Annotated in this window: 14 protein-coding genes and 1 pseudogene; 7 read left to right on the forward strand and 8 right to left on the reverse strand. The window is 72.0% G+C overall.

The genetic code is table 11. The features are described 5' to 3' along the window. Window positions 1-274: 274 nt before the first annotated feature. The 3 genes from AMK26_RS04225 to AMK26_RS04235 all read left to right on the forward strand — a co-directional run bounded on the left by AMK26_RS04225 (window position 275) and on the right by AMK26_RS04235 (window position 8,296). The gene (locus tag AMK26_RS04225; protein ID WP_073752016.1) at window positions 275-1,957 is read left to right on the forward strand and encodes a carbohydrate-binding module family 20 domain-containing protein; all 1,683 of its coding nucleotides are present in this window, start codon (window positions 275-277) and stop codon (window positions 1,955-1,957) included. Between the two features lie 502 nt (window positions 1,958-2,459). After that, on the forward strand, window positions 2,460-7,853 hold the full coding sequence (gene pulA / locus AMK26_RS04230; protein WP_073752018.1) for a pullulanase-type alpha-1,6-glucosidase: 5,394 nt from the start codon (window positions 2,460-2,462) through the stop codon (window positions 7,851-7,853). A 92-nt stretch (window positions 7,854-7,945) separates the two neighbouring features. Further along, window positions 7,946-8,296, forward strand: coding sequence for a 5-carboxymethyl-2-hydroxymuconate Delta-isomerase (locus tag AMK26_RS04235; RefSeq protein ID WP_073752020.1), 351 nt, complete (start codon window positions 7,946-7,948; stop codon window positions 8,294-8,296). Here AMK26_RS04235 and AMK26_RS04240 read toward each other — a convergent pair. Continuing rightward, a complete protein-coding gene (locus tag AMK26_RS04240) occupies window positions 8,281-9,408 on the reverse strand; it encodes an agmatine deiminase family protein (protein ID WP_073752022.1) in 1,128 nt (375 codons plus the stop codon). The genes AMK26_RS04235 and AMK26_RS04240 overlap by 16 nt on opposite strands. A 70-nt stretch (window positions 9,409-9,478) precedes the next feature. Between AMK26_RS04240 and AMK26_RS04245 the strand changes: the two genes are divergently transcribed. Continuing rightward, complete coding sequence (locus AMK26_RS04245) at window positions 9,479-10,063, forward strand: TetR/AcrR family transcriptional regulator (RefSeq protein ID WP_073752024.1); 585 nt, start codon at window positions 9,479-9,481, stop codon at window positions 10,061-10,063. Here AMK26_RS04245 and AMK26_RS04250 read toward each other — a convergent pair. After that, entirely contained in the window at window positions 10,048-10,770 is a 723-nt protein-coding gene (locus tag AMK26_RS04250; RefSeq protein WP_073752026.1) for a TetR/AcrR family transcriptional regulator, read from the reverse strand. The two genes, AMK26_RS04245 and AMK26_RS04250, sit on opposite strands and share 16 nt — an antisense overlap. Before the next feature lie 73 nt (window positions 10,771-10,843). Between AMK26_RS04250 and AMK26_RS04255 the strand changes: the two genes are divergently transcribed. After that, window positions 10,844-11,137 carry a hypothetical protein gene (locus tag AMK26_RS04255; protein ID WP_073752028.1) on the forward strand — a complete coding sequence of 98 codons (294 nt, stop codon included), beginning with the start codon at window positions 10,844-10,846 and terminating at the stop codon, window positions 11,135-11,137. 15 nt (window positions 11,138-11,152) lie between these two features. Here the strand turns inward: AMK26_RS04255 and AMK26_RS04260 are convergent, their stop codons facing one another. The 4 genes and pseudogenes from AMK26_RS04260 to AMK26_RS04275 form a co-directional block, all read right to left on the reverse strand. Then, window positions 11,153-12,202, reverse strand: a complete 1,050-nt coding sequence (locus AMK26_RS04260; RefSeq protein WP_073752030.1) for a PDR/VanB family oxidoreductase — start codon at window positions 12,200-12,202, stop codon at window positions 11,153-11,155. A 3-nt stretch (window positions 12,203-12,205) separates the two neighbouring features. Then, window positions 12,206-13,090: a metal-dependent hydrolase gene (locus AMK26_RS04265; RefSeq protein WP_073752032.1), complete on the reverse strand. Its 885-nt coding sequence runs from the start codon at window positions 13,088-13,090 to the stop codon at window positions 12,206-12,208. Window positions 13,091-13,159: 69 nt separating this feature from the next. Continuing rightward, window positions 13,160-15,100: a hypothetical protein gene (locus AMK26_RS04270; protein ID WP_107420856.1), complete on the reverse strand. Its 1,941-nt coding sequence runs from the start codon at window positions 15,098-15,100 to the stop codon at window positions 13,160-13,162. Window positions 15,101-15,121: 21 nt separating this feature from the next. Next, window positions 15,122-18,198: pseudogene (locus AMK26_RS04275) on the reverse strand (alpha-N-acetylglucosaminidase). 101 nt (window positions 18,199-18,299) lie between these two features. Here AMK26_RS04275 and AMK26_RS04280 point away from each other — a divergent pair. Beyond that, window positions 18,300-18,776 carry a hypothetical protein gene (locus tag AMK26_RS04280; protein WP_073752036.1) on the forward strand — a complete coding sequence of 159 codons (477 nt, stop codon included), beginning with the start codon at window positions 18,300-18,302 and terminating at the stop codon, window positions 18,774-18,776. A gap of 76 nt (window positions 18,777-18,852) precedes the next feature. Here AMK26_RS04280 and AMK26_RS04285 read toward each other — a convergent pair whose 3' ends face one another. Both AMK26_RS04285 and AMK26_RS04290 read right to left on the reverse strand, forming a co-directional pair. Further along, window positions 18,853-20,430, reverse strand: coding sequence for a DUF1996 domain-containing protein (locus AMK26_RS04285; RefSeq protein ID WP_073752038.1), 1,578 nt, complete (start codon window positions 20,428-20,430; stop codon window positions 18,853-18,855). An 89-nt stretch (window positions 20,431-20,519) separates the two neighbouring features. Beyond that, the gene (locus AMK26_RS04290; protein WP_073752040.1) at window positions 20,520-21,539 is read right to left on the reverse strand and encodes an NAD-dependent epimerase/dehydratase family protein; all 1,020 of its coding nucleotides are present in this window, start codon (window positions 21,537-21,539) and stop codon (window positions 20,520-20,522) included. A 125-nt stretch (window positions 21,540-21,664) separates the two neighbouring features. Between AMK26_RS04290 and AMK26_RS04295 the strand changes: the two genes are divergently transcribed. Next, the gene (locus tag AMK26_RS04295; RefSeq protein WP_241837786.1) at window positions 21,665-22,366 is read left to right on the forward strand and encodes a hypothetical protein; all 702 of its coding nucleotides are present in this window, start codon (window positions 21,665-21,667) and stop codon (window positions 22,364-22,366) included. Window positions 22,367-22,375: the final 9 nt, after the last annotated feature.

The following is a 22,375-nucleotide window of genomic DNA, read 5'->3' on the forward strand; positions in this document are numbered from 1 at the left end:
ACCCTCGGCCGACCGGACCGGAGTCGTCGTTGAACGTAACACCACTGCAAGTACTTGCGAAAGGTCTTGCAGCCGCGGATCGGGCGGATTTCCCTCACGTGAACCGCGTGTGTCCAAGGGGTTGACCGCGCCCTCGGGGGCTCGTACGGTCTCGACCGAAAACTGTTGCTGCTTTCTTGCAGCAAGAAGATTCACCACGGCCTTGCGGGCATGGCGCGTTGCCGTACGAGGCTGCACCGTCGCATTCCGCACCTCCCATTCCCCAGGAGGAAACATGGCCAGAAAGACCGTGGCCGCTGCACTCGCCCTCGTGGCGGGAGCCGCTGTGGCCGTCACGGCGCCCCCCACGCCCGCCGCGGCCGCCCCGCCCGGCGACAAGGACGTCACCGCCGTGATGTTCGAGTGGACCTTCGCCTCCGTCGCCAAGGCGTGCACCGACACCCTCGGCCCGGCCGGGTACGGATACGTCCAGGTCTCCCCGCCGCAGGAACACATCCAGGGCGGCCAGTGGTGGACCTCGTACCAGCCCGTCAGCTACAAGATCGCCGGCCGGCTGGGTGACCGCGCCGCCTTCCAGTCCATGGTGAACACCTGCCACAGCGCGGGCGTCAAGGTCGTCGTCGACACCGTCATCAACCACATGGCGGCCGGGAACGGCACCGGCACCGGAGGCTCGTCGTACACCAAGTACGGCTACCCCGGCCTGTACTCAGCGCCCGACATGGACGACTGCCGGGCCGAGGTCACCAACTACCAGGACCGGGCCAACGTACAGAACTGCGAACTCGTCGGCCTCGCCGACCTCGACACCGGCGAGGAGTACGTCCGTACCAGGATCGCCGGCTATATGAACGACCTGCTGTCGCTCGGCGCCGACGGCTTCCGCATCGACGCCGCCAAGCACATGCCGGCCGCCGACCTCGCCGCCATCAAGGCCAAGCTCACCAACCCCGGCGCCTACTGGAAGCAGGAGGCGATACACGGCGCCGGTGAGGCCGTCTCGCCCAGCGAGTACCTCGGCAACGGCGACGTCCAGGAGTTCCGCTACGCCCGCGACCTCAAGCGGGTCTTCCTCGGCGAGAACCTCGCGTACCTGAAGAACTTCGGCGAGGCCTGGGGTCACATGGAGTCCGGCAAGTCCGCCGTCTTCGTCGACAACCACGACACCGAGCGGGTCGGCGACACGCTCAACTACAAGAACGGTTCCGCCTACACGCTCGCCAACGTCTTCATGCTGGCCTGGCCGTACGGCTCCCCGGACGTCCACTCCGGCTACGAGTGGACCGACAAGGACGCCGGCCCGCCGGGAGGCGGAAACGTGAGCGCCTGCTACAGCGACGGCTGGAAGTGCCAGCACGCCTGGCGCGAGATCGCCTCCATGGTCGCCCTCAGGAACGTGGCCCGCGGTCAGGGTGTCACGAACTGGTGGGACAACGGCGGCGACGCCATCGCGTTCGGGCGCGGCACCAAGGCGTACGTGGCCATCAACCACGAGACGTCCGCCCTCACCCGTACGTTCCAGACGTCGCTGCCCGCCGGCGACTACTGCGACGTCCAGAACAACCGGCCGGTCACCGTCAACGGCTCCGGGCAGTTCACCGCCACGCTCGGCGCGGGCACGGCCATCGCGCTGCACACCGGGGCGCGCACGTGCGCCGCCGCGGCCTCGGGCGCGTCCTTCGCGGTCAACGCCACCACCGTGTACGGCGAGAACATCTACGTCACCGGAAACCAGTCCGCCCTCGGCAACTGGAACCCGGGCGGCGCGCTGAAGCTGGACTCGGCGGCGTACCCCGTCTGGAAGCTGGACGTGAACCTTCCCGCCGGTACGGCCTTCGAGTACAAGTACCTCCGCAAGGACGCCGCCGGAAACGTCACCTGGGAGTCGGGCGCCAACCGCACAGCCACGGTCCCGCCCTCGGGAAGGGTCACCCTGAACGATACGTTCCGCACCTGACGGCACGGGGCCGGCCCGGGGCGGCCCTGCCCCCGACACCCCCGTTGTGGGCGGTCGCCCCGCCGGGCGCTGCCTCCCTCCCCCCGTTGTGGGCAGTCGCCCCGCTGGTCGGTTCCTCCCCCCGTTGTGCGCGGTCGCCCCGCTGGTCGGTTCCTCCCCCCCGTTGTGGGCAGTCGTCCCGCTGGGGCGGGACGGGTGGGCACAACGGGACCCGGGGCGGTGCCCCTTCCCGGTTCCCCCCGGGGCGGTGCCCCTTCCCGGCTCCCCCGGGGCGGCGCCCCTCCCCGGTTCGCCCCGGGGGGCGGTGCCGGACCGGCGGCTTCCCCCGGTGGGGGTGGGGCGTGGCCCCTCCGGGCTCACCTCCTCGAGGCCGGCGGCCTTGAGTACGACGGTTGGGAGCCGTTCCAGCGCCGCCAACCTCTGCGGGGGCGACCCTGCACGGCCCCACCCCGCCCTCGCCCGTCTGCGGGCCGGAGCCACCGAAACCCGTTAAGGAGAACCCTTGTTCCACACCAGACGGCGGCGTCGCAGCGCCGTCACCGCCCTCCTCACCGCCCTCGGCGCGGGCCTCATACCCGCCCTCCCGGCGACGGCGACCGCCGCGCCCCAACCGCCCGCCCCGCCCTCCGACAAGGCGCTCGCCGCCCAGCCCGCCCGCCACGACCTGACCCGCGAGCAGTTCTACTTCGTGCTGCCCGACCGGTTCGCCAACGGCGACTCGAAGAACGACCGCGGCGGACTGACCGGCTCACGGCTGGACACCGGTTACGACCCCACCGACAAGGGCTTCTACCAGGGCGGTGACCTGAAGGGGCTCACCGAGAAGCTCGACTACATCAAGGGCCTCGGCACCACCGCCATCTGGATGGCGCCGATCTTCAAGAACCAGCCCGTGCAGGGCGAGGGGAAGAACGCGAGCGCCGGTTACCACGGCTACTGGATCACCGACTTCACCCAGGTCGACCCTCACTTCGGCACCAACGAAGACCTCGAAAAGCTCATCGACAAGGCCCACGCCAAGGGCATGAAGGTCTTCTTCGACGTCATCACCAACCACACCGCCGACGTCGTCGACTACGAGGAGAAGTCCTACGACTACCTCTCCAAGGGCGCCTTCCCGTACCTGACGAAGGACGGCGTCCCGTTCGACGACGCCGACTACGCCGACGGCACCAAGCCGTTCCCGAAGACGGACCGCGACTCCTTCCCGCGTACGCCGGTCGTCGCGGAGGACAAGAGGAACCTCAAGGTCCCCTCCTGGCTCAACGACCCGGCGATGTACCACAACCGGGGCGATTCGACGTTCGCCGGGGAGTCCTCCACGCACGGCGACTTCGCGGGCCTGGACGACCTGTGGACCGAGCGCCCCGAGGTCGTCGAGGGCATGGAGAGGATCTACCAGCGCTGGGTGCGCGACTTCGACATCGACGGCTTCCGCATCGACACCGTCAAGCACGTCAACACCGAGTTCTGGACCCAGTGGGCCACCGCCCTCGACGCGTACGCCGCCAAGCGCGGCCGGGACGACTTCTTCATGTTCGGCGAGGTGTACTCCGCCGACACCGCGATCACCTCGCGGTACGTACGCGAGGGCCGGCTCGACGCCACCCTCGACTTCCCCTTCCAGGATGCCGCCCGCCGGTACGCCTCCCAGGGTGGCCCCGCCGCCAAGCTCTCCGAGCTGTTCGCGCAGGACTACCGCTACACCACCGACAAGGCCAACGCCTACGAGTCGGTGTCCTTCCTCGGCAACCACGACATGGGCCGTTTCGGCACCTTCCTGAAGCAGGACAACGCCGGGGCGGGTGACGAGGAACTGCTCGGCCGCTACCGGCTCGCCAACGAGCTGATGTTCCTGACCCGGGGCAACCCGGTCGTCTACTACGGCGACGAGCAGGGCTTCACCGGCGCGGGCGGCGACAAGGACGCCCGCCAGACCCTGTTCGCCTCGAAGACGGCCGACTACCTCGACGACGACCAGCTCGGCACCGACCGCACGCACGCCACCGACGCGTACGACCCCGGTCACCCGATCTACCGCTCCATCGCCGCCCTGTCGAAGCTCACCAAGGCCCACCCGGCCCTCCGCGACGGCGTCCAGGCCGAGCGCCACGCCGACACCGGCCAGGGCGTGTACGCCTTCTCCCGTACGGACGCCAAGACGCGCACCGAGTACGTCGTCGCCGTCAACAACGCCACCGCCCCCAAGAGCGTGGAGTTCGCCACCGACTCCCCGGACACGGACTTCCGGTTCCTGTACGGCGGCACGGGCATCGTGGCCGGCGGCGACGAGCTGAAGTTGGCCGTTCCCGCTCTTTCGTCCGTCGTCCTCAAGGCGACCAAGCCCGTCCCGGCCCCCGCCACCGCACCCACCATCGACCTCAAGGCCCCCGCCGCCGGCGCCACCGGCACCGTCGAGGTCGCGGCGGACGTCGACGGCGGCGGGCTGAACCGCGTCGTCTTCGCCGCCCAGCAGGGCACCGGGAAGTGGCAGGTCCTCGGCTCCGCCGACCACGCCCCCTACAAGGTCACCCACACCGTCACCGCCCCCGAGGGCACGGCCCTGCGCTACAAGGCCGTGGTCGTCGACGGCAAGGGCCGTACCGCGAGCGCTCTCGCCGAGACGGTCGCGGGCCGCGCACCGGCCGAGCCGGTGCCCACCGCCACCCAGCGGGACTACGCGCTCGTCCACTACAAGCGCGCTGACGGCGACTACACCGACTGGCGGCTCTACGCCTGGGGCGACATCGCCGACGGCGAGGGCACGACCTGGCCGAACGGCCACGCCTTCACGGGCCGCGACGCCTACGGCGCCTTTGCCTGGGTCAAGCTGAAGCCGGGCGCGTCCAGTGTGGGCTACCTCGTCATCGACAAGGACGGCAACAAGGACGTCTCCGCCGACCGCACCATCGATCTGTCCAAGACGGGCGAGGTGTGGGTCGAGCAGGGCAAGGAAGCCGCCCTCACCCAGCCCCCGGCCGGTGCCTACCCGCCGCAGGACACCTCCAAGGCCCTCCTGCACTACCGCCGCGCCGACGGCGACTACGACGGCTGGGGCCTGCACGTGTGGACCGGCGCCGCGCAGCCGACGGATTGGGCCAAGCCGTTGACGCCCGTACGCACCGACGCGTACGGAGCCGTCTTCGAGGTGCCGCTCGCCGCCGGGGCCACGTCGCTCAGCTACATCCTCCACAAGGGCGACGAGAAGGACCTGCCCGGCGACCAGTCGCTCGACCTGAAGGCCACCGGCCACGAGGTGTGGCTGCTCAACGGCCGCGAGAAGCCCCTGCTGCCGCAGCCCAAGGGCGGCGGCGCCGCGCTCGACCTCACCAAGTCGGCCGCGATCTGGATCGACGAGACGACCGTCGCCTGGAACGGGAGCCCCGCCGCCGCCTCCAGCCAGCTGCTCTCCTCGCCCACCGGCTCCATCGCCGTCAAGGACGGGGCCCTGACGGGGGGCGGTGACGCCCGCTGGCTGCGGCTGGACAAGACCGCGCTCACCGAGGCGCAGAAGGAGAAGTTCCCGCACCTGGCGGCGTACGCCGCGTACCGGATCGATCCGCGCGACCGCGACCGGGTGCGTGACGCCCTGCGCGGGCAGCTGGTGGCCACCCAGCACGCCGCCAACGGGGCGCTCGTCGCCGCGACCGGCGTACAGATCCCGGGCGTACTGGACGACCTGTACGGTACGAACGCCCAGCAGAAGGCGCTCGGCCCGGTGTTCCGCAAGGGCACGCCCACCCTGTCGGTCTGGGCGCCCACCGCCCAGAGCGTCGCCCTCGAACTCGACGGCCGGCGCGTGGCGATGAAGCGCGACGCCACGACAGGTGCGTGGTCGGTCACCGGCAACAAGAGCTGGCGGAACAAGCCGTACCGGTACGAGGTGAAGGTCTGGGCGCCCAGCGTCCGGAAGGTCGTCACCAACCAGGTCACCGACCCATACTCCACCGCCCTGACCGCCGACTCCGCCCGCAGCCTGGTCACCGACCTCGCCGACCCGGCGCTCGCCCCGGCGGGCTGGACGACGCTGAAGAAGCCCGCCGCCACGCCGCTGCGGGACGCGCAGATCCAGGAGCTGCACGTCCGCGACTTCTCGATCGCGGACCGTACGGCGAAGCACCCGGGCGGTTATCTCGCCTTCACCGACACCACGTCGGACGGCATGAAGCACCTGAAGTCGCTGGCGAGCAGCGGCACCTCGTACGTGCACCTGCTGCCCGTCTTCGACATCGGCACCATCCCGGAGAAGACGTCCGACCAGGCCGCTCCTGACTGTGACCTGAAGGCGTACGCTCCCGACTCCGACGAGCAGCAGGCGTGCGTGGCCGAGGCCGCCGCCAAGGACGCGTACAACTGGGGCTACGACCCGCTGCACTACACCGTCCCCGAAGGCTCCTACGCCTCCGACCCGGACGGCACGCGCCGCACGGTCGAGTTCCGGCGGATGGTGCAGGGCCTGAACGAGGCCGGGCTGCGCACGGTCATGGACGTGGTCTACAACCACACCGTGGCGAGCGGGCAGGCCGACAAGTCGGTCCTCGACAAGATCGTGCCCGGCTACTACCAGCGGCTGCTCGCGGACGGCACCGTCGCCACCTCCACCTGCTGCGCCAACACCGCGCCAGAACACACGATGATGGGCAAGCTCGTCGTCGACTCGGTCGTCACCTGGGCGAAGCAGTACAAGGTCGACGGCTTCCGCTTCGACCTCATGGGCCACCACCCGAAGGCCAACATGCTGGCCGTCAGGAAGGCCCTCGACGCGCTGACCCTGGAGCGGGACGGCGTCGACGGCAAGAAGATCATCCTGTACGGGGAGGGCTGGAACTTCGGCGAGATCGCCGACGACGCCCGCTTCGTCCAGGCCACCCAGAAGAACATGGCCGGCACCGGCATCGCGACCTTCTCCGACCGAGCCCGTGACGCCGTACGCGGCGGCGGCCCCTTCGACGCCGATCCCGGCGTCCAGGGCTTCGCCTCCGGCCTGTTCACCGACCCGAACACGTCGAAGGCGAACGGCACCCCGGCCGAGCAGAAGGCCCGCCTCCTGCACTACCAGGACCTGATCAAGGTCGGCCTCTCCGGCAACCTCGCCTCCTACACCTTCACGGACACGACAGGAAGGACGGTCAAGGGCTCCCAGGTCGACTACAACGGCACCCCCGCCGGTTACGCCGCCGCCCCCGGCGACGCCCTGGCCTACGCGGACGCCCACGACAACGAGACCCTGTACGACGCGCTCGCCTTCAAGCTCCCGGCGGCCACGTCCCCCGACGACCGGGCGAGGATGCAGGTCCTGGCCATGGCGACCGCCGCGCTCTCCCAGGGCCCGGCGCTCTCCCAGGCGGGCTCGGACCTGCTGAGGTCCAAGTCCCTGGACCGCAACTCGTACGACAGCGGCGACTGGTTCAACGTCCTCAACTGGGACTGCCGGGCCGGCAACGGCTTCGGGCGCGGCCTGCCGCCGGCGGCCGACAACAAGGACAAGTGGTCGTTCGGCAAGCCGCTGCTGTCGTCCCCGTCCCTGACGGTCGGCTGCCCGCAGATCACCGGCGCCTCCGCCGCCTACCGGGACCTGCTGAAGCTGCGTACGACGGAGAAGGCGTTCAGCCTGTCCACGGCCGACGAGGTCCAGGCGGCGCTGTCCTTCCCGCTCTCCGGCAAGGACGAGACGCCGGGTGTGATCACCATGCGTATCCGTGACCTGGTGGTGGTCTTCAACGCCACTCCCAAGGAACAGGCCCAGACCGTCTCCGCCCTGTCCGGCAAGGGCTACGGCCTCCACCCGCTCCAGGCCGACGGCTCGGACGCCACGGTCAAGACGTCCTCCTACGAGGCGGCGACCGGCACGTTCACGGTGCCGGCCCGCACGGTGGCGGTGTTCACCCAGCGGTAGGGACCGGTGAGGCGCCACGGTTCGGACACCTGTTCCGGACCGTGGCGCCTCGCTCTATCGTGGCCGGGACGCCGTCACGACCAGGAGCGACCATGCCGCAGATCACCGTCGACTACTCCGCCTCCCTCGACGAGGACTTCGACCGCCGGGGCTTCGCGCTCGCCCTGCACCCCCTCGTCGTCGAGGCGGCCGGCGCGCGGCTCGCCGCCTGCAAGACCCGCACGCGCCGGGCCGAGGACACCGTGATCGGCGACGGGACGGCCGACGACGCCCTGGTCCACGTCGGCGTCGGTCTGCTGGCCGGGCGTAGCGACGAGGTCAAGGCGCGGTTGACGGAGGCCGTTCTCGCGCTCGTACCGGAGTACATCAAGCCCGCCGAGGGGCGCGTGCTGCACATCTCGGCCGAGGTGGAGGACCTCGACGCTTCCTACCGTTCGAGCTGATCGGGCTGCTGCTGGGTGGCGCAGTGGATACCGCCGCCGCCCTCGGCGACGGTGTCGATCCGCACCGGGACCACCTTCCGGCCGGGGTGCAGCTCACCGATGATCGACACCGCGTTCCGGTCCGCCGTCCGGTCGCCGAAGCCCGGGACGATCACGGCGTCGTTGACGACGTAGTAGTTGGCGTACGAGTCGAGGAAGTCCGGGCCGCGACGGCCGAGTGCGGCCGGGTCGGGCTCGGGCAGGTCGACGATCTCCGGCTTCCGGCCCCGGGCGTCGGTCGCCGTCTCCAGTACGCCACGGGCCTGGTCGTACGCGCGGCTCCACACGTCCGGACCGCCCGCCGGGTGCGGGCGGCTGAGCAGGACGGCGCCGTCGTCGGTGAAGCGGGCCAGGGCGTCGACGTGGCAGTCGGTGATGTCCTCGCCCCGTACGCCCTGGAACCAGATCACGGTGGTGACCCCGAGCAGCTCCTTGAGGGCCTTCTCGATATCGTCGCGTGACCGGCCCGGGTTGCGGTTGGGGTTGACCAGCGAGCTCTCGGTGACCATCAGCGTCCCGTGGCCGTCGACCTCCAGCGAGCCGCCCTCGGCGGTGATCGGCGCGTCGACGCGGGGCACTGCTTCGCGGGTCAGGACGGTACGGGCCACCTTCTCGTCGCGCCGGTGGTCCTGCTTGCCGCCCCAGCCGTTGAAGTGGAAGTCGATGCCCGCGAGGCCCTCCGGGCCGGTGACGAACGTGGGCCCGGTGTCGCGCACCCACAGGTCGTCCACGGCGACCGGGATCACCTCCACGCCCGATCCGCAGGCCCGCTGGGCCGCCTTCACCTCGGCGGGCGCGGCCAGCAGCACCACCGGTTCGAACCCGGCGACCGTCCGGGCGATCCGGGCGATGTCGGCCCTGACCTCGTCCGTCCAGTCCGCCCAGGCCGAGTCCGCGGGCGGCCAGGCCATGAACGTCCGCGCGTGCCGCTGGGCCTCCGACGGCATCCGGCGCCCGGCCTCCGACGGCATGCGGCGCCCCGCCCCTTCCTTACCGGCCTCGCAGGCCGTCACCGCGGCCAGTGCCACTGCCGCCCCGGACCTCAGCAGCGTGCGGCGGTTCGGTCCCTTCATGGTGCTGCCCTTCGGTGTCGGGACAATCCTGACTGAAATTTCAGTCAGGTATCACGGTAGCATTGGCCCCATGTCCGATCGCCGTACCGCCATCCTGGAAGCCGCCGCCCGCGTCATCGCCCAGCGCGGCATCCGGGGCCTGCGGGTGGAAGAGCTCGCCGAGGAGGCGGGGGTGTCCACCTCGCTGCTCTACTACCACTTCCGGGACCGCGCCGGTGTGCTGGCCCACACCCTGGAGTTCATCAACACCCGGGCCGAGCGCTACACCGACCCCACCGCGAACCCCGACACCGACCCGCGCGGCCACCTCGAGGAGATGCTGCTGCTGGAGCTCCAGGACACCCCGGCCGTCGTCGAGAACAGCACCGCCTGGGGCGAACTGCGCTCCACCGCCGTCTTCCAGCCCGAGCTGCGCGACCAGCTGCGCACCACCACGGCCCGCTGGGCCGACTACGCCAGTGACCTCATCCGCCGCGCCCAGCAAGGCGGCAGCGTCCCGCCCGAGGTCTCCCCGGACGACGCGGCCGAACGCCTCACCGCCCTCGTCGAAGGGCTCAGCAAGCGCTGGCTCAGCGGCTCCCTGACCCTGGAGCGCGCCCGTGACCTGCTGCGCGGCGCCCTCGTCGCGGAACTGGGCGCCTACAGAACGGGCTGAGCCGACACCGCCGGCACCTTGGGCAGCAGCGCACCCAGCCGGTCGACCAGCTCGCCGAACGGCCCGTCGGCCGGCTCCTCGGCGAGCATGTGCAGCAGCAGCGCCGCCATCTCGTCGTCGTACGCCGCGCTCACCGCCGCCAGCGCCGCGAAGTCGTGCACCAGCTGCAACTCCAGCTCCGCGCGCGGTATGCGGCGCCCGTCCAGCCACAGCAGCGCCGTCGACTCGGCGAGCGACACCCACGACCGGACGACCAGCTCCAGGCGGGCGGGCGGATCCGTGACACCGAGGTGCGCGAGGATCTGCTCGTACGCGGCCTGCCGCACCTCGTCGATCATCGCGTTCGTCGTCGAGGAGCCCACCGCCGGGCCGCCGCGCATCAGCGCCCAGAACCCCGGCCCGTGCTCCTCCACGAAGTCGAAGAATCGCCCCATCACGCGCAGCAGCCGCGCCCCCAGCGGGCCTTGGCGCGGCTCGACGAACCGGTCGGCCAACTCGTCCGCCGCGCGCCGCAGCGCCGCCTCGTACAGGCTCTGCTTGCCCGGGAAGTAGTGGTAGACCAGCGGCCGGGATATGCCCGCGGCGGCAGCGATCTCGTCGATCGACACCTCGTCGGGGGAGCGGTGGCTGAACAGCTCCAGCGCCACCCCGATCAGCTGCTGCCTGCGCTCCTCGACGCCCATCCTGCGCCGCGCCCCGGTCCTCATGCGAACAGCCTAACGTTCGCCACCGACAGCCCTTCGAACAGTGGCCGATACACAGTTCGCTACGCTGCCGGTCATGACCATCTCCGACCCCGAAAGCCCGGCACCCCGCACCGGCCTCACGCCGCGCCAGGCCCGGCGCCTGCGGATCGCCGTGGCGTCCGTCGTGCTGGTGACGATGGCGGTCGTCCTGGTGCTCCGGCTGGCCAGCCGCACCTCCGTCCTCGTGGTCGGCGTCTACGGACTGGCCATGATCCTGTGCGGCGTCGTCATCGAACTCAGCCGCAACGGCCGCACCCGCCTGGGCACCTGGCTCCTGGGCACCGGCCTCCTCGCCGCCCTGGCCGCCGACTGGCTGCTGCTGCCGTAACCGCCGAGACCGGAACTACAGGTCCAGCACCAGCCGTTCGCCGCGGCAGCGGGAGACGCAGATCAGCATCGTGTCATGTCGTTCGTCGTCCGTCAGCAGCTCGTCCCGGTGGTCGACCTCGCCCTCCACGACGCGCTGCTGGCACGTACCGCAGAAGCCCTGTTCGCACGAGTACGACACATGCGGCACCTCCGCCCGCACCGCCGCCAGCACCGACTGGTCCGCCGCCACCGTGACCGTATGCCCGGAGCGGCACAGCTCCACCTCGAAGGCGCCGCCCGGGGCGGAGGCCGTCGCCGTGAACCGCTCCAGGTGCAACTGGCGCCCCTCCGGCAGCCGCTCGGCCACCGCGTCCATCAGCCCGTCCGGCCCGCAGCAGTAGACGGCCGCCTCGGCCGGTACGCCGGCGAGGAAGGCGAGGTCCGGCAGCCCCGCCTCGTCCTCGGCCACGACCGTGGTGTTCTCCAGCTTCTCCACCTCGTCCAGGAACGGCATCGTCGCCCGGCTGCGACCGCAGTACAGCAGCCGCCAGTCCGCCCCCGCCGCCCGCACCGCGCGCAGCATCGGCAGCACGGGCGTGATGCCGATACCGCCCGCGACGAACACGTACGCCGGGGAGTCGACGAGCGGGAAGCGGTTGCGCGGCCCCCGGATCTCGATCTCGGTGCCCTCGTGGAGCTGTTCGTGCACCTCCCGCGAGCCGCCCCGCCCGTCCTCGATGAGCCGGGTGGCGACGGTGTACGTGTCGCTCTCGGCCGGGTCGCCGCACAGCGAGTACTGCCGCACCAGCCCCGACGGCAGCACCAGGTCCAGGTGTGCGCCCGGCTCCCAGGGCGGCAGCGCCGTGCCCTCCAGGCGCAGTTGGACCACCCCCTCGGCGGGTGTGGTCCGCTCGGTGACCAGGACGTGGCGGCGGGCGGTGGACGAGCGGCGGCTCTGCCCCGATATCGGCTCCTCCAGGGCCGGCAGCGGCCACAGCGGGGACGCCTGGACGCGGCGGCGCATGGCCCGCCTGACGAGCAGGGCCGCTGTGGCGGCGAGGACGACGGTACGCGCGCGTGGCATGGCTCAGTGACCTCCGTTGGCGGCCGGGGACGAGGCGAGGTAGGCGACCGCCTGGGCCGTACTGCCCTCCTGGGAGGGGTGGTAGGCGCGGCTCAGATAGCGGGGGATGGACCGCAGCATGTCCGGTGTCGACGGCAGTACGCCCTGCCGGCCGCGCGTGACGAAGTCCTTCACCGACGCCTTGCCGGCCGGCAGCGTCGGGTCGTTCTCCATGAAGAACCGGGCGCCGCGCTGCCACAGGAACACCAGTGCCGAGAACGCCGTCGCCCACGTCCGTACGCGCCTCCGGTAGCCGCCGTCGACGTGCATGAACAGCTCGAAGGCGACCGACCGGTGCTCGACCTCCTCCGCGCCGTGCCAGCGCAGCAGGTCCAGCATCATCGGATCGGCGCCGCGCCGGTCCAGCTCCTCGGCGTTGAGCACCCAGTTGCCCAGGAACGCCGTGTAGTGCTCGATCGCCGCGATCAGCGCCACCCGCTCCATCAGCCACCACCGCCGGGCCCTGCCGGGCGGCAGCGTCCTGTCACCGAGGAGCTTTTCGAAGAGCCAGTCGACCTGCGCGGTGTACGGGGTCGGGTCGAGGCCGAGTTTCCTCAGGTGCGGCAGGACGTCGTCGTGGGCCTGGGAGTGCATCGCCTCCTGCCCGATGAACCCGATGACGTCCTCGCGCAGCCGGTCGTCCCGGATGTAGGGCAGCACCTGCCGGTAGACGTGGATGAACCAGCGCTCTCCGGCCGGGAGCAGCAGGTGCAGCACATTGATGGTGTGGGCGGTGAACGGGTCGCCGGGAACCCAGTGGAGCGGGGTCTCCTCCCAGTCGAAGGAGACCTTGCGGGCCTTGAGCTCGATCCGCTCCGACCCTATCGCCGCCGGCTGCGTATTAGACATGGCGTCAATGTACTGACGGGTACGCCGTTGGCAATAGGGCCGTGCACCCGGATATTCACCGCACGCGGCCTACCGCAGGGAGCTGATCTTCGTGCCGTCCTCCAGCCGCCCGGTCAGTTCGACCTGCTTGCCCGGCTTGCCCGGCACCGGCACCGCGAGGAGCCGGCCGCCGTCCACGCCGCCCGTCACTCCGCCGGACACGGCGACCGACGTCACCTGCGGGCTGCCGGCCGCCAGCATGTACCACTGCCCGCCCGGTGCCTGCCACAGCCCGCCCGCCAGGACGCGCGGCTCACGGGCGCCGCACACCGGCGACTCCTCCGCCTTCGCCACGACCGCACCGGCCCGCGCGGGCGGCGCCTGGAACTGCGCCAGAGCCATGCCGCCCGTACCGCGCCAGGTCTCCGCGCGCGTGCACAGCCAGGCGGCCGTACCGGCCGTACCCGTGGCACCCGGCAGCTCCTGCTCGGCGAACCGCCAGGAGTTCACCGACCGGACGCCCTTGGCGCGCACCATGGGCAGCAGGCACGCCGTCCGCGCCCACTCCGCACGTGCCGTGACGCCCGCGCCCGTCAGATCGGCGGGGGTGGACGGCGGGCCCGACGTCAGCCGGGCCGGGGCGAGCTCCCCGAGGTCGGTCAGCGTCCGCGTCGCCGAGCCGTCCCGTACCTCCAGCACGTCCCACTCCCGGCACTGGCTCGGCGCCACCGGGCTGAGCAGCGGACTCGTCACCCCGTGCGCGTCCCGCTCCACCGGACGCGCCCCGGCCAGGGGCTGCAGCAGATCGCGCGCCGACACCTCCCGTACCCAAGGTGCCGTCAGATAGCGCACATTGGCATGGGTCCGCCCGACCACCAGGGCGGCCGCCGAGGCCGTGTCCGCGCCGTCCGTCCGGGCGAAGTCCAGCACCGCCCCGGCCGTCCCGTCCTTCGGCTCCGCGTACCGCACCGCCCGCAGCCCGTCGTGGAACAGCACCACCCGGGCCTGGTCCACCTCCCCGGCGAACAGCAGCTGCGGCGGCCCCATCGGCGGCCCCGGCGGCGTACCGGGCGTCGCCGAGGCCTGCACCGTGGCGCCGGGCCGCGCCCACACCGCGAGCGCCCGCCGCAGCAGTGCCCGGTCGTCGACGAGACCGCCCCGGGCGGGCCACACCGAGAAGTCCGTACGAGCCGAGCGCTGCCACGCGGCGGGGGCGACGCGCCGCAGATTGACCGGGTCCAGGGCCGCCTCGGACACCGGATTGCGCGCGTACGACGGGGCGGCCGCCCCGTCCGGGCCCCAGCCGCCGCCCGGCAGCCCGAGCAGCGCCCCGCACACCACGGCGGCCGCGAGCGCCGCCAGCGCCGCCTTGCCGTGCTGGCGCCGCCGCATCAGGTCCGTGGGGCGGGCCTGCAACGAGCACGGGTCGAACTCGGGCGATTCCAGCAGCGCGTGCATCGTCTCGATCGAGTCCGCCTCGGCCAGCGCGGCCTTCGGGTCCTCGACCCCGGCCGCCGCCAGCACCCGCCGCACCTCGGCGTCGCCCTGCCGCTCCAGCCCGCGCAGCACATAGGCGGCGCGGGCCGGCCCGGACAGCGCCGACAGCCGCTGGTCCAGCGCCAGTTCGTCCGCGCCGCCCGCGCGCGGGAACAGCCTGAGCCCCCACACCTGGGGCAGCAGCGGCGGCAACTGCGCCCGCTTCGGCCACGCCTTCCGCTTCAGCGGCAGCGCCGCCTCCAGGGCCTGGCGCAGGACCCGGACACGTACGTACGCGTACCCCGGGTCGACAGCGTCCTCGGGGCGCCGCTGCCCCGGCATCGCGCCGTCGTCGCCCGTGGTGCGGCGGCGCGGCAGCGAGCGCTGGACGACGGAGTGCGCGGTCAGCACGCGGCGGTTGCGGCCGAGGGCGGGCGGCAGCACCAGATAGGCGATGCGTACGAGCCGTGGGTAGTGCTCGACGAGGGCCGCCTCGGCCTGGTCGACGTCGACGGGGCAGGGGGTGGCGAGTTCCTGGGTGCTCACGTTCAGCAGAACGAGCGAATCCAGGGATGGTCACCTGCCGGCCGTGTCCCCCCAGCCGGTCACGCCGCTGAACACGGCCGTCCCTCGTGCCCCGTTGCCACCGTTCATGGCCGTCATGAACAGCCCCGCGTCCTGGACGGCCGCCGCGCCCGGCACCGGGACCGTGGCGACCGTACGCCATGTGGCGCCGCCGTCCGTCGAGCAGGACCCGGTGAAAACGTCCCCCGCGCGGGACAGGCGCAACTGGACCGGCGCCTTGATCCCGGTGATCCGCCGGTACGTGTCCAGCGTGCCGTCGCCGGTCGTGTCGTAGGACAGGACGACACCGTTGGCCGGGGTCACCGCCAGGTTGAGGAAGCCCGGCGATCCGGGCGTCGCCAGGGAGTCGCGTACGACGATCCCGGCACGCGCCCAGGCGCCCGTCACGTCCTGCGAGTCCACCCGTACGGTCAGGGTCCCGCCGTCCGTGAGGGCACCCTCCTTGTAGAGGGCGCCGAACTCGGCGGTGGCCTTCCACAGGTCCTGTCCGCCGCCGTTGATGGCGTACCGGTCCCGGATCTGGCCGAAGACGGCTCCATTGTTGCCGTACGTACGCCATGCCCGGTCCAGGGGCCCGGCCACGTACAGATCCCCCTGGTGGACGGTGGTTACCGGGGCCTCGCCCTGCGGGCCGTACGTGGCGCGCAGCTCGTAGGGGAGGGGCTCGACCGGGGTGGCGAGGGGGCCGGCGGGGGCGGAGACGCCCCAGGAGACGGTGCCTGTGCCGGCCGCCGGGACGGACGGGAGCGTCAGCGGCGGCTGGTCGCCGAATCCGACGAGCGTGAAGGCGACGGGGCCGGTGGCGCGGAGGCCGTTGAGGTTCCGGAAGGCGGCGGTGACCTCGGCGGCGGCGCCCGGGGGCAGTGCCTCGGGGGTGCTGGAGACGGTGACGGCACCCTGGAAGGGGGCGCGGGCGAGGGTCTCGTACACGCGCCTGGCTGTCCGGTACGGGTCGTGGAGCGGCCGGAGGGGGTAGGTCTTCGTCTCGTACGTCCAGGGCTCCTCGATCGCGTACCAGTCGAAGGCCTTGGGCGCGCGGTGCTGCGCGAGGGCGTCCTCCAGTTCGTCGAGATACGCCTGCCAGTGGGGGAGGTGGAAGTCGGCGATCAGGCCGGACCAGTCGCGGTTGGCGTAGTGGGCGAGCCGGCCGGCGTCGGCGGTGGGGCGGTCGGCCCAGGTGGTGACGAGGACGCGGGCGGTGCGCTCCAGGCCCTCGCGGCGGGCGTCCGCGAGCCAGGGGCCGAGGAGGAAGGCGTGGTGGGAGCCGGTCATGTCGTCACTCAGCCGCATCAGCTTCAGCCACAGCCGGGACAGGGCACGGAAGGTGTCCAGGTCTTCGCGTGTGAACGCGGCTTTCAGCTGTCCGATCAGATTCCAGGAGCGGTTGGCGAGGGCCTGGCGGCCGAGGTCGGTCAGGTCGTAGCGGTACGCGTCGGAGCGGCGCAGCGGCTCCCGTACGTCGAGGAGCGCGGCGAACGCCTTGTCGAAGCCGGCGGGGTCGAAGGCGGGGGAGTGGGTGGCGTAGTGGGTGCCCGAGTTGGCGGTGAGGCTGGGCCGGGCGGCGAAGATCGAGTCGTGGGGGCGGCCGTCGCGGCTGGTGATCCGGTACGCGGTCTCCCGCAGCACCGCGAAGGCCTCACGCGCGCGTGCGTCCCGGCCGCCGTAGCGCAGGTCGGCGTACTCCTCGAACCAGCGGGTGCGGTCGATCGGCTCGCGCCGCCAGGCCAGCTCGGAGAACAGCTCCAGGGCGGCCGGGTCCCGCTCGGCGGCCTCCGGCATGTAGGCCGTCCCGGCGAGGGCGGAGCCGGGCCTGTCGCGCCAGGCGGTGAAGCGGTCGGTCCACAGGTGGGTCTTGGCGCCGATGGTGGTGCGGCCGCCGAAGTTGGGGATGGTGCCGAAGGCGTAGGGGGCGCCGCCCCAGTCCTTCTCGCGGTCGGTGACGGTCTCCAGGTCGGACAGCCCGTCGACGACGAGGAGCCGGCTCTTGTCGAGGGCGTCGAGCAGGTCGCGGCGCGGGTTGGCCTGCCAGCCGAGGATGACCCAGGTGGCGCCGGGGCGTTCCTTCTGGAGTGCCGCCTCGACGGCGCGGGCGGCCTCGGGTACGGGCACGTCGCCGGCCGAGCCGCCCTCGTGGAGCAGGTCCATCTTGAAGTGGCCTACGTCGCCGAAGAGGGCGGCCTGGTGGCGGTAGAAGGCCTCGGCCACGCGCGCGAAGGCGTCGGTGCGCGGGTCGAGCCAGTCGGGGCGCTTCAGGCCCGCCCAGACGCCCTGCGGGATGGTGCGGGCGCCGGGGTTGCGGTCGGCGAAGCCGTCGGGGACGGTGCCGAACCAGCCGGGCAGCACCGGGTGCATGCCGAGCTCGCGCAGCCGGTCGGCGATGCGGCGGGCCAGGGCGGTGCGGCGGGCGAGCAGCTCGGGGGCGAGGGGGCCGCCGTACGCGCTCATGTTCTGGAGCAGCCACCAGGGCTGGTGGGAGGGCGCGGGCAGCCAGGCGCGGGCCTCGGCGTCCGTATATACCCGAAGTCCTGGAGGAGGCGGTGGTAGACGGCCTCCTGTCCGGCGGTGACGAGGACCTCGTTGCAGCCGTGCAGGGCGAGGACGTCGATCAGCCGCTCCCAGCGCGCCCAGTCGGCGTACGGGGCGGTGTAGCCGTCGTGCGTGTCGTTGAACGCGAACCGGTGCGGGACGGTGGCCTCGTGCGCGAGCGGCGTGCGGGGCGCGGGGAGGCGGGCCGGGAGGTTCAGCTGGGAGCCGGACCAGGAGATGTGCGCCCCGCACCCGTACTTCAGGTACCAGTGCACGCCGGTGAGCGCCGCGGCGGGGCCGGTGGCGGCGACCTCGATGCGGCCGGTGGCGCCCGTGACACGGAACCGTTCCCGCCCGCCTCGGAGGTGGTGGAGAGCGAACTGGTCCGCGTGGCCGGGCAGGAGCCGTTCCAGGGCGGCGCGGGCCGGGCCCATGCGGTTCTCCTTCGAGAGGGCGGGCGGCTGCGCCGCTCCGGCGAGACCGGCGCCCACGCCGATCGCCCCGGCGGTTCCCAGCAGCGTGCGTCTCGACAGGTCGGTCACGGCGCTCCTCCACGATGCTGACGGCACATCAGGTGCGGACGTGTCGCACGTTACTCGGGGTTCGCCCTCGGAGCAGGGGGGCGAACCGGCACGATGGCCAGATGCGTACGGAGCGAACTCGTTTGGCGTTGGTGACGGCCGCCCTGGTGGCCCTGGCTCTGCCCGCGGCAGCGGCGTGCGACGCGGGCGGGGGCGGCGGGGGTGAGTCCGACGCCGCGCCGGAGACGGCGACGGGCACCCTGGAGCAGCTGGCGGCGAAGGTCTCCTGCGAGCCGAACATACAGACGGACGCGAAGGAGATCCGGCAGGCCAACTGCGAGACGAAGGACGGCCAGTACGTGCTGGCCACCTTCGCCACCGACCGCGGCCAGCGCGAGTGGATCAACGAGGCGAACGACTACGGCGGCGCGTACCTGGTCGGCCGCAAGTGGGTGGCCGTCGGCGAGGAGAAGGTCGTCACGGCGCTGCGCGGCCGTCTCGGCGGTGCGGTGGAGAGAGGCGCGTCGCACCACTCGGGGAGCGGCGGCGGGGGGAGCGAGGGGGGCCAAGGCGGCCACTCGGGGCACCACGGGAGCTGAGCCGGGACAGCGAGAGGGGCCGGATCACGAGGGGTGATCCGGCCCCGGAGGGTTCGTCGGTCGGGTCAGACGGTGATCAGGCGCAGCGCCGTCCGCCGTTGATGCAGTTCACCATCTGCTGCATCAGCCGGTTGTTGAAGACGTTGATGAAGTCTCCGTGGTCGGTGATCGGCTTGTGGAGCTGCTCGGGGAACGAGTCCACGGCGAACACGGTCCCCTGCGGAACGTCGTAGACAATGCGCTGGACGAGCTGGGGAATGGCCTGGAAACCGTTGGGGCAGCGGCCGTTCCCGTCGGCGAAGGCGACATGGGTGCGGTGGTTGGCGCTGTCGGTGTTCTGGCCGTCCCAGCAACTCTGGAATTTGAACGTCCGTACGACCTGGCTGCCCTGGGGGCAGATCGGATATTTGTCCTTCAGCTGCCGGTCCTCGAAACCGGTGCAGCTCCACGACGCATTGGCGTTCGCGTCACCGTTGGTGAACGCCTTGGCGTCACCGGTGATGATGCGCAGGAACTTCGGCATGGCCGTGACCCGGGAGACCGGGCTGCCGACGAAATTCATCGTGACCTGGCTGGGAGTGAGGATTTCACCGACGTTCTGGTCCTTGCCGCCGCCGTCCGCGTTGGCGTCGTTCTCGTTCTGGCCGTTCTGCAGGCGCAGCACCGGCCAGAAGTAGGTGGACTTGTCCCCCTGGTTCCGGCAGGTGGTCTGCCCATTGGCGAGATCGTCGTCACTGGCGAAGGCGTCGTTGGCCTGGTTGCCCACGTAGTCGTGCATATGGTGGGCGCCATTGCTCACACCGGGCGCGACGATGACATTGTCCGGGTTGAACTTGCCGTTCTCGTTACGCCCGCAATCGGTGGTGAAGGTGCCTCGCGAGGCGCCGCGCGACTGGCGGGGGTTGCGGACGTTGGGCTGGACGTTCTGGATGTCGACGAAGTCGGCCACCACGGGCCCGTTGCCCGCCTGCCCCTGGCCCTGACCCTGCCCTTGGCCTTGGCCTTGGCCTTGTCCTTGGCCTTGTCCCTGGTCCTGTCCTTGGCCTTGGTCCTGTCCTTGGTCTTGTCCCTGGTCCTGGCCCTGGTCTTGTCCCTGGTCCTGGCCGTCTCCGTTCTGGTCGCCGCCGCCGCCCTGGCCGAAGCCGCCGTCCTGGTCCTTGACCTGGTTGGCGTCGTCCGCGCGCAGGGCGCACGGCGCGAGGTTTTCCAGCCCGCTCGGGCGCTGCGCGACGCGGTCGATGGCGATCACGATCCGGCCGATCGCGGCGACCCGTTTGTCCTTCAGCGGATTGAGAATGGCATTCTGGGCAAAGGCCGGATCCTGCTGGATCTGTTCCTTCTGATCGGCGAACCGCTGGTACGCCTCGGTGATCTGGGTGTCCATCGTCGCCAGTTCCCGGTCCACTTCGGCGCGCGCCTGCTGGGGCACGTCCCGAAGGCCGTTGGCGACTTCGGGGCAGTCGATGGTGGACATCTGCTGTCCGGCGTTCAAGGGCTTCTGCTGCTGCGGCGACGAGCCGGACCAGCCCGACCAGCCCTCGCCGGCGGAAGCGTAGACATTGGCCGCGATCAACCCGCCGCCGCCCAGTATCAGGGCAGCCGAGGCGGCGATCGCCCGGTTGGCCAGTGTCGAGCGTTTTCGTGTGCGTCGCATGGAACTCCAATCCTGGGCGGGGTGAACCGCTCCGTTCCATACGGGCGTGATTCAGGCGCCGTTCAGCACGCGCGTGATTTCGTAGAAATCTACGTCCGCAAAGCGGGCGAACCGCTACTCCCAGGCCGTGCGAGCGCCTTCGCCTCCTGCTCGGGCGTGACGCCCAGCTCCGGGCGGTCCGCCCGCTGCGGCGCCACGCCGTCCAGCCCGCTGAGCCACGCCCAGGTGTCCGCGACCGTCTCGGCCGCCGGGCGGCACCGCAGGCCCGCCGCGAGCGCCTTGGACACGTCACCGCCGTGCATCGCGTCGCACAGCTCGCCCGGCGGGATCCAGATCGGCAGGCCCGACCAGGGCTCGATGCCCGCCGCGAGGACCGCCTCCGGGTCCGTCCACCGCAGCTCGGCGTCCGAGCCGGTGGCGCGTACACAGGCGTCGAGCAGCTCGCCCATGGTCGTGTGGCCCGACCGGCTCACCAGGTTGTACGGGCCGGACAACCCGGCCTCCGCCGCGTCCAGCAGCCACTCGGCCATGTCGCGGACGTCGATGTACTGCAGGGGCAGGTCGCGCGGCCCCGGGGCGAGCACCGGGCCGCCGCGGGCGATCCGGTTCAGCCACCACGGCAGGCGGCCGACGTTCTCCCACGGGCCGATGATCAGCCCGGCGCGGCCCAACAGCACCCGCTCCTCGCCGAAGGCGGCCAGCGCCGCCAGCTCCCCGCCCCGCTTGGCCTCCGCGTAGGGCACGCCCGTCGCGTCCGGTGACGCCTCCACCAGTGGGCCGTCCTCGGCCAGCCCCGCCGCCGGTGGCCACGCGTGGACGCTGCGGCTGGAGACGTACACATAGCGGCCGGCCCGGCCGGCGAGCAGCCGCGCGGCGTCCCGTACCGCGGTGGGGTCCGACGACCAGGTGTCGACGACCACGTCCCACCGCCCCTCGGCGAGCGCCGCGAGCCCGTCCGGCGCGGTCCGGTCGCCCAGCAGCGACACCACACCGGGCGGCGGCTCGTGGCGGCCCCGGTGGAAGACCGTCACCTCCCAGCCGCGGGCCAGCGCGGCCTCCACGACGGCGCGTCCGGCGAACTCGGTCCCACCCAGCATCAGAAGTTTCATGATCCGAGCCTGCCTCGCCCGCCGCGTTCCGAACAGTGGTTCTGCTGCCAGAAGAACCTGCCGGACGATTGCCGGTGACGGCTGGTCTCCCGTCCTCGCCGCCGGGATGGCAGCATGAGTCGACGATGACGAATGCCCGGTCGCCGATGCGCGCCCTGCGTGCCGCACTCTTCGCGGCGGTGTGCGTGACATTGGCGGCGATGGGGCATTCGTCCATGTCTGCGCACCATGTTCCGCCGGGCTCGCTGCTCGTCGCACTCGGCGTCACCGGCGGCCTCGCCTGGCTCGCCGCGGGCCGCCGCCGAGGGCCCGCCTTCATCGGTACGGGACTCCTCGCCCTCCAGAGCGTGCTGCACGTGACGTTCACGGGCAGCGGCGGGCACCACAGCCACGGGGCCGGTACGGCGGCGGACATGACGGCCGGGCCGGCGCCGGACGCGATGCCGGGCATGGCCCACGGGGCCACCATGCCGGGCGTCCCCGCCGGATCCGGCGGCGTGGCCGAACTCCTCGCCGGGCTCGTCGGCGGCGCCTCCGCCGGAATGGTCGCCGTCCACCTGCTCGCCGCCGCCGTGTGCGCGTTCTGGCTGGCCCGTGGCGAGGCCGCCTTCTTCCGCCTCGCCCGCGCCGTCGGCGCCCTCGCCATCACCCCGCTGCGGCTGCTGCTCGCCGCCGTACGCCTGCCCGACGCCCCACGGCCGCCGCGCCTCCGGACCCGTACCCTCCGCCGCCACCACGGCGTCGTCCTCGCGCACACCCTCTCGCGGCGCGGCCCGCCCACGCCCCTCGCACCCCGCGCCACGGTCCCCGGAGCGACGCACGTCTGACCTGGGGGC

Source organism: Streptomyces sp. CB03234 (assembly GCF_001905885.1).
Lineage (GTDB): Bacteria > Actinomycetota > Actinomycetes > Streptomycetales > Streptomycetaceae > Streptomyces.